Origin of the sequence: Pseudomonas brassicacearum (genome assembly GCF_009601685.2) — a bacterium.
GTDB lineage: Bacteria > Pseudomonadota > Gammaproteobacteria > Pseudomonadales > Pseudomonadaceae > Aquipseudomonas > Aquipseudomonas kilonensis_B.
In genome coordinates this window covers 1002678-1022904 of record NZ_CP045701.2, presented here as the reverse complement: position 1 = coordinate 1022904, position 20227 = coordinate 1002678, and the positions used below count along the sequence as shown (strand labels likewise).

Annotated in this window: 14 protein-coding genes; 8 read left to right on the top strand and 6 right to left on the bottom strand. The window is 60.3% G+C overall.

Translation table 11 applies throughout. The features are described from left to right. Nucleotides 1–8: 8 nt before the first annotated feature. Together GFU70_RS04305 and GFU70_RS04300 are read left to right on the top strand one after the other, a co-directional pair. Complete coding sequence (locus GFU70_RS04305) at nt 9–977, top strand: ABC transporter ATP-binding protein (RefSeq protein ID WP_058546775.1); 969 nt, start codon at nt 9–11, stop codon at nt 975–977. After that, a complete protein-coding gene (locus tag GFU70_RS04300; protein WP_064107094.1) occupies nt 977–1957 on the top strand; it encodes a peptide ABC transporter ATP-binding protein in 981 nt (326 codons plus the stop codon). The genes GFU70_RS04305 and GFU70_RS04300 overlap by 1 nt, the downstream gene beginning before the upstream one ends. An 80-nt stretch (nt 1958–2037) precedes the next feature. Here the strand turns inward: GFU70_RS04300 and GFU70_RS04295 are convergent, their stop codons facing one another. Beyond that, complete coding sequence (locus GFU70_RS04295; protein ID WP_058546776.1) at nt 2038–2289, bottom strand: hypothetical protein; 252 nt, start codon at nt 2287–2289, stop codon at nt 2038–2040. An 897-nt stretch (nt 2290–3186) separates the two neighbouring features. Next, nucleotides 3187–4770, bottom strand: coding sequence for a peptide chain release factor 3 (locus GFU70_RS04290; protein ID WP_058542927.1), 1584 nt, complete (start codon nt 4768–4770; stop codon nt 3187–3189). A 330-nt stretch (nt 4771–5100) separates the two neighbouring features. Between GFU70_RS04290 and GFU70_RS04285 the strand changes: the two genes are divergently transcribed. From GFU70_RS04285 to GFU70_RS04265, 5 genes are all read left to right on the top strand, one after another. Continuing rightward, entirely contained in the window at nt 5101–5817 is a 717-nt protein-coding gene (locus GFU70_RS04285) for an ABC transporter permease (RefSeq protein WP_058542928.1), read from the top strand. 26 nt (nt 5818–5843) lie between these two features. Beyond that, entirely contained in the window at nt 5844–6746 is a 903-nt protein-coding gene (locus GFU70_RS04280; RefSeq protein ID WP_058542929.1) for a glycine betaine ABC transporter substrate-binding protein, read from the top strand. 15 nt (nt 6747–6761) lie between these two features. Then, a complete protein-coding gene (locus tag GFU70_RS04275; protein WP_058542930.1) occupies nt 6762–7415 on the top strand; it encodes an ABC transporter permease in 654 nt (217 codons plus the stop codon). Beyond that, a complete protein-coding gene (locus tag GFU70_RS04270; protein ID WP_058542931.1) occupies nt 7412–8569 on the top strand; it encodes a betaine/proline/choline family ABC transporter ATP-binding protein in 1158 nt (385 codons plus the stop codon). The genes GFU70_RS04275 and GFU70_RS04270 overlap by 4 nt, the downstream gene beginning before the upstream one ends. A gap of 420 nt (nt 8570–8989) precedes the next feature. Next, nucleotides 8990–10153, top strand: coding sequence for a type III PLP-dependent enzyme (locus GFU70_RS04265; protein WP_058542932.1), 1164 nt, complete (start codon nt 8990–8992; stop codon nt 10151–10153). Nucleotides 10154–10201: 48 nt separating this feature from the next. On the opposite strand, the gene GFU70_RS04260 is transcribed toward GFU70_RS04265, so the two are convergent. Together GFU70_RS04260 and GFU70_RS04255 are read right to left on the bottom strand one after the other, a co-directional pair. After that, entirely contained in the window at nt 10202–11110 is a 909-nt protein-coding gene (locus GFU70_RS04260; protein ID WP_153387652.1) for a hypothetical protein, read from the bottom strand. A gap of 110 nt (nt 11111–11220) precedes the next feature. Further along, nucleotides 11221–13482 (bottom strand): alpha-xenorhabdolysin family binary toxin subunit A, encoded by a 2262-nt coding sequence (locus GFU70_RS04255; protein ID WP_153387651.1) that lies wholly within the window; start codon nt 13480–13482, stop codon nt 11221–11223. 676 nt (nt 13483–14158) lie between these two features. Between GFU70_RS04255 and GFU70_RS04250 the strand changes: the two genes are divergently transcribed. Further along, entirely contained in the window at nt 14159–16684 is a 2526-nt protein-coding gene (locus GFU70_RS04250) for a PepSY domain-containing protein (RefSeq protein WP_193034298.1), read from the top strand. 152 nt (nt 16685–16836) lie between these two features. Here GFU70_RS04250 and GFU70_RS04245 read toward each other — a convergent pair whose 3' ends face one another. Together GFU70_RS04245 and GFU70_RS04240 are read right to left on the bottom strand one after the other, a co-directional pair. Further along, nucleotides 16837–18378 carry an alkaline phosphatase D family protein gene (locus GFU70_RS04245; protein ID WP_153387650.1) on the bottom strand — a complete coding sequence of 514 codons (1542 nt, stop codon included), beginning with the start codon at nt 18376–18378 and terminating at the stop codon, nt 16837–16839. 97 nt (nt 18379–18475) lie between these two features. Continuing rightward, nucleotides 18476–20218, bottom strand: a complete 1743-nt coding sequence (locus tag GFU70_RS04240) for a PTS fructose-like transporter subunit IIB (protein WP_153387649.1) — start codon at nt 20216–20218, stop codon at nt 18476–18478. Nucleotides 20219–20227: the final 9 nt, after the last annotated feature.

Genomic DNA, 20227 nt, shown 5'->3' with positions numbered 1-20227 from the left:
AGATTCCCATGTCACTGCTAGAAATCAAGAATCTCAACGTTCGCTTCGGCGACGCCACCGCCGTACCGGTGGTCGACGGCCTGGACCTGTCCGTGGACAAAGGCGAAGTCCTGGCCATCGTCGGCGAATCGGGCTCGGGTAAATCCGTGACCATGATGGCGCTGATGGGGCTGATCGAGCACCCTGGCATCGTCACCGCCGATGCGCTGAACTTCGACGGCAAGAACATGCTCAAGCTGAGCAACCGCCAGCGCCGGCAGATCGTCGGCAAGGACCTGGCGATGGTTTTCCAGGACCCGATGACTGCACTCAACCCCAGCTACACCGTGGGTTTCCAGATCGAAGAAGTGCTGCGTCTGCACCTGAAAATGTCCGGCAAGGCCGCCCGCAAGCGCGCCATCGAACTGCTGGAAAAAGTCGAGATCCCGGGCGCCGCCAGCCGTATGAACGCCTACCCGCATCAACTGTCCGGCGGCATGAGCCAGCGCGTGGCGATTGCCATGGCGATTGCCGGCGAGCCGAAGCTGCTGATCGCCGACGAACCGACCACCGCCCTGGACGTGACCATCCAGGCGCAGATCATGGACCTGCTGCTGGCCCTGCAAAAAGAGCAAGACATGGGCCTGGTGCTGATCACCCACGACCTCGCCGTGGTGGCTGAAACCGCCCAGCGCGTGTGCGTGATGTACGCCGGCCAAGCGGTGGAAGTCGGCAAGGTGCCCGAACTGTTCGACATCCCCGCCCACCCGTACAGCGAAGCGCTGCTGGCGGCGATTCCGGAGCACAGCATGGGCGCCGAGCGCCTGGCGACCTTGCCCGGCATCGTCCCCGGTCGCTACGACCGTCCACAGGGTTGCCTGCTGTCGCCGCGCTGCCCGTACGTGCAGGACAACTGCCGTCAACAACGCCCGGCTCTCGATCCGAAATCCAACAGCCTCGCCCGCTGCTTCTACCCGTTGAACCAGGAGGTGGCGTGATGGCCGTCGTACTTACCGCCCGTGACCTGACCCGTCATTACGAAGTGTCCCGCGGCATGTTCAAGGGCCATGCGACCGTGCGCGCCCTCAACGGCGTGTCGTTCGAACTGGAAGCCGGCAAGACCCTGGCCGTGGTGGGCGAATCCGGTTGCGGCAAATCCACCCTCGCCCGGGCCCTGACGCTGATCGAAGAGCCGTCCACCGGCTCCCTGAAAATCGCCGGCCAGGAAGTGAGCGGCGCCAACAAGGCCGAACGCAAGCAGTTGCGCAAAGACGTGCAGATGGTGTTCCAGAGCCCCTATGCGTCCCTCAACCCACGGCAGAAAGTCGGTGATCAACTGGCCGAGCCGTTGCTGATCAACACCAGCCTGTCGGCCACCGAACGGCGGGAAAAAGTCCAGGCGATGATGAAGCAGGTGGGCTTGCGCCCCGAGCATTACCAGCGCTACCCGCACATGTTCTCCGGCGGCCAGCGCCAGCGTATCGCCCTGGCCCGCGCCATGATGCTGCAACCCAAGGTGCTGGTGGCGGACGAACCGACGTCGGCGCTGGACGTATCGATCCAGGCCCAGGTGCTGAACCTGTTCATGGACCTGCAGGAGGAATTCAACACCGCCTACGTGTTCATTTCCCACAACCTGGCGGTGGTGCAGCACGTGGCCGACGACGTGATGGTGATGTACCTCGGCCGCCCGGTGGAAATGGGTCCCAACGAGTCCATCTACAGCCGTCCGTTGCACCCGTACACCCAGGCGCTGCTGTCGGCCACCCCAACCATCCACCCGGACCCGAACAAGCCGAAGATCAAGATCGTCGGCGAATTGCCCAACCCGCTCAACCCGCCGTCCGGCTGCGCCTTCCACAAGCGCTGCCCGTATGCCACCGAGCGCTGCCAGACTGAAGAACCGGCGTTGCGGTTGCTGGATAACCGGCAGGTGGCGTGTCACTACGCCGAGCAATTCCTCGATGGCGCGGCGTAACAGGTACCTGCGATAAAAAACCCCTCCAACCCCGACTGAGTCTCAGTTGGGGCTGGAGGGGTTTTCTTTAGGTCAGAAATCTACGTCTGGCTATCGCCCTCCGCATCCTCATCGTCATCCGGCGTGTCGATTGGCGAACCATCATCATCCTCGCCATCGTCTGGATCACCTGCGTCCGCATCCGTCGCGGCCAGCATCAACTCACCCTGCGCCACCGAGCCACTCGACGCGTGCTGCTCGTGCTCATCGCACTCCGCCCACGCCGCTGTGGAGCCCAGCGACAACATCACCAACACCTTCAGCAAAAACATCATGCGTAGCAGCTTGTTCATAGCCAATTCCTTCTTTTCCGGATAAAGCCGGGACCTGACGGTGCTCAAGAAAATCTAGTTCTGAACAGGCCGGTTCACCAGATAAGACGCTCCCAAACCACCATAAATGCCACCGCCCGACAGATTGGTTTCGAATAAGACTTATCTCCAAAGCAACTAACGCCCAAAAGTGTGGGAGCAAGGCTTGCCCGCGATGGCGCCAGTACATCCAACATCCAGGCACACTGACCCACCGCTATCGCGAGCAAGCTTTGCTCCCACAGGAAACGGTGCCGAACACACGTTTCTTGCCCACTGAAGATCCACTGTGGGAGCAAGGCTTGCCCGCGATGGCGGCGGCACACCCAACATCCAGGCAAGCTGACCCGCCGCTATCGCGAGCAAGCTTTGCTCCCACAGAGGAAACGGTGCCTAACACAGGTTTCTGGCCCACTGAAGATCCACTGTGGGAGCAAGGCTTGCCCGCGATGGCGGCGGCACGCCCAACATCCAGGCAAGCTGACCCGCCGCTATCGCGAGCAAGCTTTGCTCCCACAGAGGAAACGGTGCCTAACACACGTTTCTTGCCCACTGAAGATCCACTGTGGGAGCAAGGCTTGCCCGCGATGGCGGCGGCACACCCAACATCCAGGCAAGCTGACCCGCCGCTATCGCGAGCAAGCTTTGCTCCCACAGAGGAAACGGTGCCTAACACCCGTTTCTGGCCCACTGAAGATCCACTGTGGGAGCAAGGCTTGCCCGCGATGGCGCCAGTACATCCAACATCCAGGCACACTGACCCACCGCTTTCGCGAGCAGGCTCGCTCCCACAGTGAATTATTTATGTTCAGGACACGGGACAAGCCATAAAAAACCCCGCAGCTTTCGCAACGGGGTTTCGGTTTCAACGCTCAGCGCTTAGTGGTGCTCACGCGTCGCGCGGAATTTCACATCCGGCCAGCGCTCTTCCATCAGCGCCAGGTTGACCCGGGTCGGGGCCAGGTAGGTCAGGTGACCGCCGCCGTCCAACGCGAGGTTTTCCACGGCCTTGTTGGAGAATTCCTCGAGTTTCTTCTTGTCGCCACATTCGACCCAACGCGCGGAGTACACGGTGATCGGCTCGTAGGAGCATTCGACCTTGTATTCCTCTTTCAAGCGGCTGGCGACGACGTCGAACTGCAGCACACCGACGGCACCGAGGATGATGTCGTTGCTGCGAGTCGGGAAGAACACCTGGGTGGCGCCTTCTTCGGCCAGTTGCTGGAGGCCCTGGCGCAGTTGCTTGGATTTGAGCGGATCCTTCAGGCGTACGCGGCGGAACAGTTCCGGGGCGAAGTGCGGGATGCCGGTGAAGCCCAGGGTTTCGCCTTCGGTGAAGGTGTCGCCGATCTGGATGGTGCCGTGGTTATGCAGACCGATGATGTCACCGGCAAAGGCTTCTTCCAACTGCTCGCGTTCCGAGGAGAAGAACGTCAAGGCGTCGCCGATGCGCACGTCCTTGCCTGTGCGCACGTGGCGCATTTTCATGCCCTTTTCGTATTTGCCGGAGCAGATGCGCATGAAGGCGATGCGGTCGCGGTGCTTGGGGTCCATGTTCGCCTGGATCTTGAACACGAAGCCTGTGAACTTCTCTTCCACCGGCTCCACGGTGCGCTCGTTGGCGACACGGGCCAGCGGGCGCGGGGCCCAATCGACCACGGCGTCGAGCACATGGTCCACACCGAAGTTGCCCAAGGCAGTACCGAAGAACACCGGGGTCAGCTGGCCGTCGAGGAACTCCTGCTGGTTGAACTCGTGGCAGGCACCCTGCACCAGTTCCAGTTGCTCGACAAAACGGTCGTACTCGTCGCCCAGGTGGGCGCGGGCCTCGTCGGAGTCGAGCTTCTCGATGATTTTGGTTTCGGTGCGTTCATGACCATGCCCGGCGGTGTAGACGATGATGTAGTCGTCGGCCAGGTGGTACACGCCCTTGAAGTCGCGGTAGCAGCCGATCGGCCAGGTGATCGGCGCCGCCTTGATCTTCAGGACCGCTTCGATCTCGTCGAGCAGTTCGATCGGGTCGCGGATGTCACGGTCCAGTTTGTTGATGAAGCTGACGATCGGCGTGTCCCGCAGGCGGCAGACGTCCATCAGCGCGATGGTCCGTGGCTCGACGCCTTTACCGCCGTCGAGGACCATCAGCGCCGAGTCCACTGCCGTCAGGGTGCGGTAGGTGTCTTCGGAGAAGTCTTCGTGGCCCGGGGTGTCGAGCAGGTTGATCATGTGATCGCGATACGGGAACTGCATGACCGACGTGGTAATGGAAATACCCCGTTGTTTTTCCATTTCCATCCAGTCGGAGGTGGCATGGCGGTCGGATTTACGAGATTTCACCGTGCCGGCGACCGCAATCGCCTTGCCCATCAGCAAGAGCTTCTCGGTGATGGTGGTCTTACCGGCATCGGGGTGGGAAATAATGGCGAAAGTGCGGCGTTTCGCGACTTCGGCGGCCTGTTTGGTCATGGGAAATCGCCTGGCAGGTGATTCAAAAAAGGGCGGCGATTATAGCTCAACTTGCGCCAGGAACCGAACCATTGGGCACATTCGGGGTGGCCAAATGCCCCCTTACGTGGGAACCTTTCGCCCCGTGAAGACGTCCACCACCCTGACACGGCTGTTCGTCAGGGTCTGCAAAATCAGCAAGTTAGCCTGACGAGGCTGCGCTCATGGCTCAATTTACAGGCCGTTTTACCGGCACTGAACAGAGCTGCTTCTCGCGAACGTTTTCCCGGCGACCTGACGGTTTGCCGCACGGGAAAGCGCGCGCCGACTGAAATACAAAGGAGTCCGCCTGTGGCTATCCGCTATGGCAAAGGGCTGACAGGGGGCGCGATCGTCGTCGCTCTCCTGGCCCTGCTGGTCTATTGGATCGGTATCGATACGATTGAGCGTTACCACGACGATCTACTGTTTTACCTGCAAGCTCACCTGATGCTCGTTGTGGCGTCCATGTTGGCAGCCCTGATCGTGGGCATCCCCGCCGGCATCGCCCTCAGCCGCCCCGCGATGGTCGGGCGCGCCGAGCGCTTCATGCAAGTCTTCAACGTCGGCAACACCGTGCCGCCCCTGGCCGTGCTGGCCATCGCCCTGGGCTTCCTGGGTATCGGCAGCGGGCCCGCCATCTTCGCCCTGTTCCTCGCCTCGCTGCTGCCCATCGTGCGCAACACCTACGAAGGCCTGAAAAATGTCCAGGGCTCCCTCAAGGAAGCCGCCGTCGGCATCGGCATGACCCCGCGCCAGGTGCTGTGGAGAGTCGAGTTGCCCAATGCCGTGCCGATCATCGTCGGTGGTGTGCGCGTGGCGCTGGCGATCAACGTCGGCACTGCCCCCCTGGCATTCCTGATCGGCGCCAACAGCCTCGGCAGCCTGATCTTCCCTGGCATCGCCTTGAACAATCAGCCGCAACTGCTGCTCGGCGCGGTTTGCACCGCTCTGCTGGCGTTGCTGCTCGACGGCCTGGTGACACTGGCCAGCCGTCTCTGGCTGGAACGCGGTCTACGACCGTCATAAGCCCGGCTGGATAAAGGAAATCGTTTATGAAGAAGTTGAGCTTGATACTGGGCTGCGTCCTGCTGTTCGCAGGATTCGCCCAGGCCGCTGAAAAACCGCTGATTCGCCTCGGCGCCCGAGTGTTCACCGAGCAGACGCTGCTGGCAGAAATCACTGCGCAATACCTGCGTGGCAAAGGCTACGACGCGCAGATCACCGGCGGACTTGGCAGCAACCTGGCCCGTAGCGCCCAGGAGAGTGGTCAACTGGACCTGCTCTGGGAATACACCGGCGTCTCGCTGGTGTCCTACAACCACATCACGGAGAAACTCGACAGCGCGCAGTCCTACGCCCGGGTGAAAGAAATCGACGCAAAAAAAGGCCTGACCTGGCTGACGCCGTCGAAATTCAGCAACACCTATGCCCTGGCCTTGCCGGAGAAAATCGCCCAGCAATATCCACAGATCAACACCATCAGCCAATTGAACACTGTGTTACAGGCCGAGGCCGATGAAAATCACCTGGTGGCCCTGGACACCGAGTTCGCCAACCGTTCCGACGGGCTGGATGGCATGGTCAAGCTGTACGGCATGAACCTGACCCGCGAAAACATCCGGCAAATGGACGCGGGCCTGGTCTATACCGCCCTGCGCAACGGCCAAGTATTCGCCGGGCTGGTGTACACCACCGACGGGCGCTTGAGCGCGTTCAAACTCAAACTGCTGGAAGACGACAAGCAATACTTCCCGGACTACACCGCCGCGCCCGTGGTGCGCCAGACGACTCTGGATGCAAATCCGCAATTGGCCGCGCAGCTCAAACCCCTGGCCGAATTGTTTGACGATGAAACCATGCGCCAGCTCAACGCCCGCGTGGACGTCAACCACGAAAGCCCTTCGGCCGTTGCCGCCGATTTCCTGCGCCAGCATTCGCTGCTCTCAACCCAATGACCTGGAGGAAAAGCCATGGATTTTCTTGACGCCTTTTCCCATCTGGACTGGCCGCTGGTGCTGCACCTGACCTGGCAGCACATCACCCTGGTGGGCATCGCCGTGACCCTGGCGATCTTGGTCGGCGTACCGCTGGGCATTTTCATGACCCGCTTCCCGACGCTCGCCGGCCCATTGCAGGCCAGCGCCACGGTGCTGCTGACCATTCCATCAATCGCCTTGTTCGGCCTGCTGCTGCCGGTCTATTCCACATTCGGCCAGGGCCTGGGGCCGATGCCGGCGATCACCGCCGTGTTCCTCTATTCCCTGTTGCCGATCATGCGCAACACCTACCTGGCCCTGACCGGCGTCGAACCGGGCATCCGTGAAGCCGCTCGCGGCATCGGCATGACCTTCGGCCAGCGCCTGCGCATGGTCGAACTGCCCATCGCCGTGCCGGTGATCCTGGCCGGCGTGCGCACCGCCGTGGTCATGAACATCGGTGTCATGACCATCGCCGCCACCATCGGCGCCGGTGGCCTGGGCGTACTCATCCTCGCTTCCATCAGCCGCAGCGACATGTCGATGCTGATCGTCGGCGCCGTGCTGGTCAGTCTCCTGGCCATCTTCGCCGACCTGCTTCTGCAATGGCTGCAACGTTCGCTGACCCCAAAAGGATTACTGAAATGATCGAACTTCAAAACCTCAGCAAAACCTTCAAGAGCAACGGCAAGGACGTCAAGGCCGTGGACTCGGTGAGCCTGACCGTCAACGAAGGCGAGATCTGCGTGTTCCTCGGGCCATCGGGCTGTGGCAAAAGCACCACGCTGAAGATGATCAACCGCCTGATCGCGCCCACCTCGGGCAAGGTGTTGATCAACGGTGAAGACACCACCGGCCTGGACGAAGTGACCCTGCGCCGCAACATCGGCTATGTGATCCAGCAGATCGGCCTGTTTCCGAACATGACCATCGAGGAAAACATCACCGTGGTCCCGCGCCTGCTCGGCTGGGACAAGCAGAAGAGCCACGACCGCGCCCGCGAATTGATGAGCATGATCAAGCTCGAACCCAAGCAGTACCTGCATCGCTACCCGCGTGAACTCTCCGGCGGCCAGCAGCAGCGGATCGGTGTGATCCGCGCCCTGGCGGCCGATGCGCCGCTGCTGCTGATGGACGAACCCTTCGGCGCGGTGGACCCGATCAACCGCGAGATGATCCAGAACGAGTTTTTCGAAATGCAGCGGGCGCTGAACAAGACCGTGATCATGGTCAGCCACGACATCGACGAAGCGATCAAGCTGGGGGACAAGATTGCGATCTTCCGCGCCGGCAAACTGATCCAGTTCGATCACCCGGACACGCTGCTGGCGCATCCGGCCGACGAGTTCGTCAGCAGCTTCGTCGGCCAGGACAGCACGCTCAAGCGCCTGCTGCTGGTCAAGGCCGAAGATGCGGCCGACAACGCCCCGTCAGTCAGCCCCGAGACACCGGTGGGCGAGGCACTGGAACTGATGGACGAACATGACCGTCGCTACCTGGTGGTGACCTGCTCCGAGAACAAGGCCCTGGGCTTTGTAAGACGTCGCGACCTGCACCGTCAGACCGGCGCCTGCTCGCAGTACCTGAGCAAATTCAACGCCACAGCGGCTTACGATGAACACCTGCGGATCCTGTTGTCGCGCATGTACGAGTTCAACCGTTCGTGGCTGCCGGTGATGGATGCCGAGCGGGTATTCCTCGGCGAGGTGACGCAGGAATCGATTGCCGAGTACCTGAGCTCGGGGCGCTCTCGTGGGGGCAAGACCAGCATTGTCTCGCCGGCGGAGACTGCGTCGGCCTGATCGGCCACGACTGCCTTTGTGGCGAGGGAGCTTGCTCCCTCGCCACAAAGGCAAAAGCCATATTGAGCAAGGTCGAATACCAATCCAGGGGAACATCAATCTGTCACGCAGGTCGGTTACATCAGGAGCTGTCGCGCACCGCACGACGAATGAGTGCAAAAACGCGACATTTTTAGTTGATCTCAGGCCCCTCACGCCCTAAAGTTCGCGCCGAACGTCCATGCTGGAAACGATCCATCCGGCTCAAGTACTGACGACGAGACAGCAAGGCCAAGGGAATCAAGCGTCCCATGGCCTTTTTGCTTTCGGCGACATGCCTTGGGAAGTAGGCGAACCAAAGTGGGGATACGGAGGACGTTCACGGGGGCTGCTTGCCCTCACACCCATTGATCCTGATGTTTGCCAGTAGGAGTCCCAAGTATGTCGATCCAGGTCGAAGATTATTTCGCGCGCGAAACCTTCCAGAGAATGAAAGCGTTCGCCGACAAGCAGGAAACCCCGTTCGTGGTGATCGACACCGCGATGATCTCCAAGGCCTATGACGACCTGCGCGCCGGTTTCGAATTCGCCAAGGTCTACTACGCCGTCAAGGCCAACCCGGCGGTGGAAATCATCGACCTGCTCAAGGATAAAGGCTCGAACTTCGACATCGCCTCGATCTATGAGCTGGATAAGGTCATGAGCCGTGGCGTCGGCCCGGATCAGATCAGCTACGGCAACACCATCAAGAAATCCCGCGACATTCGCTACTTCTACGAGAAGGGCGTGCGCCTGTATGCCACCGACTCCGAAGCCGACCTGCGTAACATCGCCAAGGCCGCACCGGGCTCGAAAGTCTATGTACGGATCCTCACCGAAGGCTCGACCACCGCTGACTGGCCGTTGTCGCGCAAGTTCGGCTGCCAGACCGACATGGCCATGGACCTGCTGATCCTGGCCCGCGACCTGGGCCTGGTGCCGTACGGCATTTCGTTCCACGTCGGCTCGCAACAGCGCGACATCAGCGTCTGGGACGCGGCGATCGCCAAGGTCAAGGTAATCTTCGAACGCCTGAAGGAAGAAGACGGCATCGTCCTGAAGCTGATCAACATGGGTGGTGGCTTCCCGGCCAACTACATCACCCGCACCAACAGCCTGGAAACCTACGCTGAGGAAATCATCCGTTTCCTCAAGGAAGACTTCGGCGACGACCTGCCGGAAATCATCCTGGAGCCGGGCCGTTCGTTGATCGCCAACGCCGGTATCCTGGTCAGCGAAGTGGTGCTGGTGGCGCGTAAGTCCCGTACCGCCGTCGAGCGTTGGGTGTACACGGATGTGGGCAAGTTCTCCGGCCTGATCGAAACCATGGACGAAGCCATCAAGTTTCCGATCTGGACCGAGAAGAAAGGCGAGATGGAAGAAGTGGTGATCGCCGGGCCTACCTGCGACAGCGCTGACATCATGTATGAAAACTACAAGTATGGTTTGCCGTTGAACCTGGCCATTGGGGATCGCCTGTACTGGCTGTCGACCGGTGCCTATACCACCAGCTATAGCGCGGTGGAATTCAATGGCTTTCCGCCGTTGAAGTCGTTCTACGTGTAACTGCTGAACGCTTGAAGTCGAAAGCCCGTGACAGCGTCACGGGCTTTTTCATGACTGGTATTTGGGAGAAAGACGCTCCAAGGCGCTTACCATGACATCCAGTTCTTGCAACGGATAAGCGACTTGCGCCATCGAACTTTTCGCTCGTCGCAGGCTGCGCTGCGGATCGTTGGATTGAAGCTCAACCTTAACGCAGGTCAGGAAATGGTTCAGGCGATGACAAAAATCGGCGAAATTGTTACCGGCTGAAATGGCCCGCACATAGATCTCACCCAAAATTTTCAAATGTTCCCTGGCTTTTTCCCGTCGTTGCTCTTGGGAATAATAACTGCCCGTGTCGTACGGCATATTCGGCAAGCCTATTCGCCCGAGGCTGTAGTAAGCCTCGATCTTTGAGACAGGCGCATCACAGATGCACAACCTCAATGCCAATGAGTCGATGAAGCGCACGAAAATACTGTGGATCGTCTGGGAAACCTCAATAATCAACGTCTTGAAATGCGCCGCGACCTTCGCGCATTGATCCAGGCGCAAGCAGAGATTGTTGATCAGATACAAGACGTCGGGCGGACGGTTGGTGCCCTGTTGACCGGCGTTGATGGGGGTGAAGCGCACGGGGTCGACATTTTGCATCGGCACACGACCCGCAGCACCGGCAGTGTGCTGAGCCACCTGTGCAAATTCTTGCGTAAACGTATCGGTCTCGGCGACCAGATGACGCCCCATTGTCGCCAATGAAGGAACAACCATGAGAATCGCTCGCCAACGACTTTCATTGGCGACGGCCGCCCGAGTCAGCGCCTGCGCATCAGGCGGGGTCATCATCGCATGGCCCGACCGTTGGAAAGAATCCGAAAAACGCTTGATCTCATCCAAGACGACGGGCAGGTCGTTCAAAAAACCTATGTACTCTTTCAACGAAGAAACACTCTTCTTATCCAACAAGAAATCAAACATGATCGGTTACCAAGCTAAAAGGCCGTCGGTAGATGCCGCGAGGCGGCAGATCCCCGACAGCCTTTCGTCATTGTTTCAAAGCCCAGACAGCTATAGCTGCGTGTCGAGGCTCAATGTGCAGTCAAAGGCAGTGCCAGCGGGGTCAAGAAGGCGCTGAACAGCTGTGCGTGATTGATGAATTCGCGACTGCGCTGCGCGTCATCGGCTTGCTTGCCGGCATCGATCTGCGAGACGAACGATTGGAAAGCCTCTACTGCGCGCTGGTATTCACCCACGTAGCGCTGGCGCTGGTCGTCAAGGGTGTGAATGTTCTGGAGAAACTCGACTTTCCCTTTGAGTGAGGTCAGGACTCGGGTTTTCGTCTCGATATCGCGTGCCAGCGCCTCGATTTTCTCAACCAGTTTGTCCCGCTCGCGCACCATGTCGAGGAACCGAAGCCCATCGCCGATTTGTCCGAGGGTCTTTTTAAGTTGTTCGATGGCGAACATGACCAATTGCACCTGAGGGGGTGCAATACCGAGCTTCATGACTTCTTCCAGCGTCAGGAGCAAATCGTTGCCAATCGCCTCAACCCCGCCCGTCTTCAGCGCCTCAATGGCTTCGTTGATGACTGCGCGTTCGTTCTGGCGCTCGGTACGTTCATCATTCATTCGATCCAGAGATGCCTGGACGGTTTGTTGCTCGTTGCCAAGGTCGTCAATGAAACCCAACGTTAAGCGTCGATCAAAACGGTCATCGATCGCCGACAATTGACTGGCGAGTTGCTGGACGGGCCGAACCACTAGAGAAGCGATCCTGAGCAACTCCTCCGCGCGGTCAGCCTCGATTTCTTCTATCTCTTGTTGATCCGACGCATCCGTCAATTCTTTTTCGAGACGTTCCAGGCGCCGCATGCTGCCGTCGAGTCCCACCTTCATGTTCAGAGCAGACGTACTCAGAACGCCGCTGCTCTGACTCACATTGCCCACCAGATCACGGAACCGATCATGCAGTTGCGGCAGGTAGTTCCAATTGATGAATAGCGCCTTGGATCTAACCGCTCCGTCTCGCATCAATGTGTGGCTGTCAGCCATGATCTGGCGGTCCACAGCCGGATAAGCGCTGGGCAGTGCCCGATAGAATTCGAGTCGAGGCTGGACGCGATAATTGCGCTCATACTCCGCGTCGGCCTCCTTGAATACTGCAATCAACGCATCGGCATCATGCTCGATCTGACTCCACGGTTTGACCACTTCTCGGAATGCCGACATAAAGCGCCTCAGACTTAAAGCGTCGGTAATCCTGGAAACCGCATCCTGGGAATCTTTCACGTATAGATGCATGACGTTCCAGACATGCATCAGGTTCTGCGTGGCGATATCCGCATCGACAGCGACCAGTTCCAGTCCTTGCAGGTCGTGCTTTACGCGCGTCAAGGAGCCGAGTGTCTGGTTCTTACTCTTCAGCGTTTCAATCGCCTCTTCCTGTTCCTTGTAGAGGCTATTCCTTTGCGCCCGGATGTTCTCAGCCTCTACGCCCAGGTAGATCGCCAGCGCCAGGCCGAGCAGGTTCATTCCTGCAGCAGCCCCGATGGATTTTTCCACGGCATTCTTGTAGTCGGCGTTTTTCTCGTTGATCTGCCGGGACCGCTCATCAATTTGCTGCTTGAGCGTCTCGATGTCGGCTGGCAGCGAGTTGCTGCCAATCAAACTGATGCGCAACTTTATTTCAGGAAGGATGTACTCGCGTAAATCATAACCAAACGAAGCCAACTGTTCCTTGATCGCGGTGACACCGTCCAGATTGTCCTTGATCCGTTTGAAAATCTGGTCCAGGTAGTATCCCAAGTCGCTGACGGTGTCAGATTCCAATTCAATACCCGGAAATTTATCTCCCAATTCCAGCTCCAGGCGTTTTAACTCTTCCAAGTTCCTGATGTTATGTTTATCCAGCAAACCGCAAGCCCTGACATCGGCATAGACTTCTTCTATATCTCGACCGTAAAGGGTCATGCTTGCAGCAAATAATTTCAATTGACTACCAGTCAGCATGATTGCTTCGCGCAACGGCGACCAACGTTGGGCATGACGGCGAGTGGCGCTGAAGGTCCTTAAAAAATCCTCATGTTTGAGCCCCACGCCTGCGTCGGCACCAAAATTCAAGTAATCCTTCACATCCGCCAGGGTGAAGGGAAGTGCCAAGGCGGCGGCTTCGTATTTGCGCAGGTCAATGATCTGTTTTTTCGTCAGCAATAACCCTTTGCCACGAGAGTTGCCTTCCTGCTCTGGCGCAGAGGCATTGGCGAGCGTCTTGGGCACAAGTTGTGCAAACCGGGCAAGGTCGTCGGCAGAGGCATTTTCAAGTGCATCGTTCCATAGACTATTAGCATTCATAATTAATCCTTTAATTAAATTACTGCTCCAAATTACTCACTCGCTTACATCAAGGGTAAAAGCAAGTGCAGCGCCACCAACACTAATCCATCAGGACAAACCCAGTCAAAAGCAAAAAAAAATCAAATATTAGAGAACAATACCAAAGCAGGACAACAACAATAAACACCCCTGACCGAGCAATAAATAACAGCCCCATAGAGCAACTATTCAACTGATTTTCCAACTGTTCGATGCGCACCCGATACTCGTCCATCCACGATGACAATCAACTAGGCGACAGGTGGGTGCCGTATCGAGTTGAGCCGTGAACCAGCGAAAATTCGCATACAACATCAACACCGTGCCGACGCGGCGAGCGCTGGGCTCTGTAGGAGCAGGCGAAGTCTGAGATCTTTTGATCTTGATCTTTCGCTTTCGATTTCGCTTTCTACTCAATTGTCTGGGACAAGATCGCAGCCTCGTTGCACTCGACAGCTCCTACAGCTCCTGCGGTTCCTACGGTTTCTACACAGTTCCTACGGACGCGGGCCAGGGCGCTAGCGGCTTGGTCACAGCGGCAACAAGCCCCGCTCATGCAAATGATCGAGGCTTTTGCGTGTGTTTATGAATGCTTCTCGATAACACACGGCATAATGCACGCCGTGATGAACAGTAAATGAACAAGGCGAGCGACGTGTTGAAGAAAACCCTGTTCCAGTTGCACTGGTTTTTCGGCATCAGTGCCGGACTGGTCCTGGCGTTGATGGGCGTTACCGGGGCTGTGGTGTCGTTCCAGGATGAAATCCTGCGGGCCTTGAATCCGCAAGTGCTGATGGTCGAGAAGCAGCCGGCCGGCGTCCTGCCGCCCGCCGAGCTGGTAGAGCAGATCGAAGCCGCCGCCGGCAAGACTGTCGCCATGCTCTGGGTCGAGACCGACAGCGGTAACGCTGCGCGGGTGATCTTTGCGGCGCCTGCTGGGGAAAAACGTGGCGCCGTGCGCTATTTCAACCCTTACAACGCACAATTCATGGGCGATGTGACGGGCCAGGACTTCTTCGGCCTGATACTCAGGTTGCACCGCGTCCTGACCCTGGATGATGTCGGTCGGCAAATCACCGGTGCCTGCACACTGATCCTGGTGTTTTTCTGCCTGTCCGGGCTGTACCTGCGTTGGCCGCGCCAATGGAAAAGCTGGCGCGCCTGGCTGACCCTCGACTGGGGGAAAAAAGGCCGCAGCTTCAATTGGGACCTGCACTCGGTGGCGGGCACCTGGTGCCTGGTGTTCTATCTGTTGGCGGCCCTGACCGGGCTGACCTGGTCCTACGAGTGGTACAACAAAGGCGTGACCCGCCTGCTCTCCGATTCACCGAAAGAGGAACGGGTGCGCAATCGCGGCCCGGTGCCAAGCGGCCCACTTCCCGTGGCCGATTACCGGGCCATGTGGAGCAGCATCTACAGCGCTGCCGGCCCCGGACTGTCGGCCTATAACGTGCGCATGCCGCCCGTGGCCGGACAACCGGCGACCGTGTTCTACCTGCTGAAAAACTCGCCCCACGACCGGGCGCTGAACCAGCTCACCCTCGACCCGGCCACCGGCGTTGTCAGCCGACACAGCCGCTACAGCGACAAGAGCCTCAAGGCGCAGTTGCTGACCAGTGTCTATGCCCTGCATGTCGGCAGTTACTTCGGCCTGGTCGGGCGGATCCTGATGACCGTCGCCGCACTGACCATGCCGCTGTTCTTCATCACCGGCTGGTTGCTGTACCTGGACCGTCGCCGCAAGAAGCGCCAGGCCAGAAACGCCCGCCAGGCCCTGAGCGCCAACCCGGGCAATGCGCCGGCCTGGCTGATCGGCTTCGCCAGCCAAAGCGGTTTCGCCGAGCGACTGGCCTGGCAGACCGCCGGCCAACTTCAGGCCGCTGGCTTGCCCGTGAACGTCCAGCCACTGGCCAGCGTTCGTGAGCAGGACCTGAACAACGCTACCCACGCGCTGTTTGTCGTCAGCACCTTTGGCGACGGCGAAGGACCGGACAGCGCCCGCGGTTTCGAACGCAAGGTGCTGGGCCAGGCCTTGAGCCTGGAGCGCCTGCAGTATTCGGTGCTGGGCCTGGGCGACCGGCAATATGAACACTTCTGCGGCTTCGCCCGGCGCCTGCACGCCTGGCTGGCGGAACACGGCGGCAAGACCCTGTTCGCGCCAGTGGAAGTGGACAGCGGCGACCCTTACGCCCTGCGTCACTGGCAACAGCAATTGGCCGAACTGACCGGCCAGGCGCCATTGGATGCCTGGCAAGCGCCAAGCTTCGAGAACTGGACGCTGAGCCAACGCACCCTGCTCAACCCCGACAGCAGCAGCTCGGGCGTGTACCTGCTGGGCCTCACCGCCCCTGGCCCGAGCAGTTGGCTGGCCGGTGACCTGGTGGAAATCCTGCCGCGCAATGACCTGTTGGCCATCGAACATTTGCTCGACGGGCTCGGCCTCTCCGGCCACGCGCGCGTACAGGTCGATGGCCTGTCCCAGAGCCTCGACCAGGCCCTGGCGACCCGCCAACTCCCGGAAAACCGTGCCCACCTGGTCGGCCTGCATGCCCAGGCACTGGTGGATGCCCTGGCGCCGCTGTCGATACGCGAGTACTCCATCGCCTCGATCCCGGCCGACGGTGTGCTGGAACTGATCGTGCGCCAGGAACGTCACGCCGACGGCAGCCTCGGCGTCGGTTCGGGCTGGCTGACCGAACACGCACCGTTGGGCAGCGCCATCAGCCTGCGGCTGCGCCGCAACAGCAGCTTCCATCTGCCGGCCCAAGGCGTGCCGATGATCCTGCTGGGCAACGGCACCGGTCTGGCCGGCCTGCGCAGCCTGCTCAAGGCGCGCGTCACCGAGGGCATGCAGCGCAACTGGCTGCTGTTTGGCGAGCGCAACCGCGAACACGATTTCCACTGCCGCGATGAATTGCAGGAATGGGTGACCTCAGGCGACCTGGAACGCCTGGACCTGGCCTTCTCCCGGGATCAGAAGCAGAAAGTCTACGTCCAGGACCGCCTGCTGGAATCAGCCGCGCTGCTCAAGCAATGGCTGGCCGACGGCGCGGTGATCTATGTCTGCGGCAGCTTGCAGGGCATGGCATCCGGGGTGGATCACGTGCTCAACAACGTGCTGGGGCGCGAGGAAGTGGAGCGGCTGATCGAGCAGGGTCGGTATCGGCGGGATGTCTACTGACAAACGCCCATCTTTAGTACCCCTGTGGGAGCAAAGCTTGCTCGCGATAGCGGACTGTCAGCCAGCCATTTATTGACAGATGTACCGTTATCGCGAGCAAGCTTTGCTCCCACAGAGGCTTCTCCCACAGAGGTTCCTGGCACGACTGACAGTCAAACCGGCTGCAACTTCTTCTCGAACACCGCCACACCTTCCAGGTCCCGCAGCACCACGCTCATCTCCCCGCTTGGCCCGTCGATGTTCACTTCGCCAAAGAACTGATACCCGGCGAACGGCGAGGTGTTCTGGGCCGGGGGGGCTTTTTGGAACACCACTTCGGGCCCAAACGTCTTGTCCAAGGCGTTGGGCCCGAAGCTGCCCGCATTGAGCGGCCCGGCGACGAACTCCCAGAACGGTTCGAAATCCTGGAACGCGGCGTGTTCGGGGTGGTAGTGATGGGCGGCGCAATAGTGGACATCGGCGGTGAGCCAGACGTAGTTGCGCACCTGATGCTTGCGCAGGTAGCCGAGCAGTTCGGCGATCTCCACTTCACGGCCCTGGGCTGCGCCCGGATCACCGTTGGCCACCGCTTCCCAGCGCGGCACACCGGGGCTGACCTCGCCATCCGGCACACCGAGGCCGATGGGCATGTCGGCGGCAATGACTTTCCATTGGGCCCGGGAATGCTTGAGTTCGCGCTTGAGCCAATTCAACTGCTCACGCCCCAGGAACGGTTTGGCCGCGCCGAGGTTGGCGTCGTTGGCTTCGCGGTAGCTGCGCATATCCAGCACGAACACATCCAGCAACGGCCCATAACCGAGCTTGCGGTAGATGCGTCCACCGCCGTCGGCCTTCTGCAGGCGCATCGGCGCATATTCCAGCCAGGCCTGTCGCGCGCGCCCCACGAGGCTGTGGATATCCTTGGTCTGGTAGCGCTCGTCCAGTTGCTTGCCCGGCGACCAGTTGTTGACCACCTCATGGTCGTCCCACTGCCAGATCTGCGGCACCTCGGCATTGAAACGGCGTACGTTTTCGTCCATCAGGTTGTAGCGATAGTTGCCGCGATACTCATCCAGGGTCTCGGCGACCTTGCTCTTGGCTTCGGTGGTGAGGTTGCGCCAGACGCGTCCATTCTCGGCGGTGATTTGCGCCGGCACCGGGCCGTCGGCGTAGATGGTGTCGCCGCTGTGGATAAAAAAGTCCGGCAGGCGCAGGCGCATGGCTTCGTAGATGCGCATGCCGCCGATGTCCGGGTTGATGCCGAAGCCCTGGCCGACGGTGTCGCCGCTCCAGACAAAACGGATGTCGCGCTTGAACTGCGGCACGCTGCGCAGGTGGCCCAACCAGGGTTCGCTGGCAGCACCGCTCTGGGCGTCTTCGAAATGCACCCGGTAGAAAATTGCCTGGTCGGGCGGCAGGCCGGTGAGTTCGACCCGGGCGGTGAAATCGCTGCGCGAATCGACCATGGGCGAGACGAAGCGACGCGGATTGCTGAACTTGCTGCGGGTGTCCCACTCCACCACCATCCGCGCCGGACGGTCGCTGCGGCTCCAGATCATCGCCCGGTCGCCCTGCAAGTCGCCGGACTGCACACCGTCGGTGAGCACCGGCCGATCCTTGACCGAAGCCATCACCGCCGGCGCCAGCCCCGGCAACAACAACCCCGCCCCCACGGCTTGCATCACACGACGGCGGCCCAGGTCGAATTCGCTCATGGTGTTCTCCCTTGAAATGGGAAAACTTAAGCATGGCTCTGTGAAGTGGGTGTGACAGGAACTCATGAACACCCACAGTAGGCAAAGCAGTGTGATCTCAGGCCTTGGCCGGCTCCAACGCCATCTCCACCACCTCAGGCCGCTTGAGCAGCGCATACGCCACCCCCGTCAGCAGGCTCCCCGCTACGATCGCCAGCAGGTACAACAGCGCATGGTTGATGGCGTTGGGGATCAGCATCACGAACAGACCACCGTGGGGGGCCATGAGCTTGCAGCCGAAGTACATCGACAGCGCACCGGTCAGCGCGCCGCCGGCGATGCTGGCCGGGATCACCCGCAGCGGGTCCTTGGCGGCGAACGGAATCGCGCCTTCGGAGATGAAGCACAGCCCCAGCACCAACGCAGCTTTACCGGCCTCGCGTTCGGTCTGGGCGAATTTGCGCCGGGCGATGAAAGTGGCGATGCCCAGGCCAATGGGCGGCACCATGCCGGCGGCCATGGTCGCGGCCATCGGTGCATAACTCTGGGAAGCCAGCAGCCCCACCGAAAAGGCGTAGGCGGCCTTGTTGATCGGCCCACCGAGATCGACGCACATCATCGCCCCCAGCAGCACGCCCAGCAGGATCGCGTTGGTGGTACCCATGCTGTCGAGGAAATGGGTCAGGCCTTCGAGCATGCCTGCCACCGGTTTGCCGACGATGTAGATCATCACCAGGCCGGTGATCAGGCTCGCCAGCAGCGGGATGATCAAGATCGGCTTGAGTGCTTCCAGGCTCTGGGGCAGGCGTGCGTAGCGGTTGATCGCCTTGGCCACGTAACCGGCCAGGAAACCGGCGATGATCCCGCCAATGAAGCCGGCGCCCAGGGTGCTCGCCAGCATCCCGCCGATCATCCCCGGCGCCAGGCCCGGACGGTCGGCGATGGAATAGGCGATGTAGCCGGCCAGCAGCGGCACCATCAATTTGAACGCGGTGTCGCCGCCGATCTGCATCAGCGCGGCCGCCAACGTGCCGGGCTCCTTGAAGGCGGTGATGCCGAATACAAACGACAAGGCGATCAACAGACCACCGGCCACCACCATCGGCAGCATGAACGACACGCCCGTCAGCAGGTGCTTGTAGACGCCGGTCTTCTCCGACTTGGCCGGGGCGCCGGCAGCGCTCGACGCGCTTTCCTGGCGACCTTCGACCAGCGCTTTGTTCAGCGTCGCTTCGGCCTGTTTCAAGGCGATGCCCGTGCTGCAGCGGTAGATCTTCTTGCCGGCAAAACGCTCGGTGGCGACTTCGATGTCGGTCGCCAGCAGCACCACGTCCGCCTCGGCGATGGCCTCGGCGCTCAACGGATTGCGCGCACCGACCGACCCCTGGGTTTCCACTTGCAGGTCGTAGCCGAGCTTCTTCGCCGCCTGCTGCAAAGCCTCGGCGGCCATGAAGGTATGGGCAACGCCCGTCGGGCATGCGGTGATGGCAACCAGGCGCGGCGCACGCTCGGTCGACACCGCCGGCACTTGCTCCACGACATCCGAGGCGAGAAGAACCTCGGCCTCTTCGGCGCCGCGGCGCAGCACCGCATCAACATCCTGGAGGGCCAGGGCCGGGGTGCTGCGGAACAGGCGTTTGCCGACGAAACGCGACAGGTCCACCGGGCCGCTGGCAACCAGCAAGACCCACTCGGCTGCTTCGAGGGTCGCCGCCGACAACTGGCGTTCCGGATGGGCCGCGTCATGGACTTCGACACTGGTGCTCCAACCCTGGCGCTGCGCCGCGGCGTCCAGCAGGCGGGCACACAACACACTGGTAACCATGCCGTTGGGGCAGGCCGTCACAATGGCTAGTTTCATTCTTGCGAA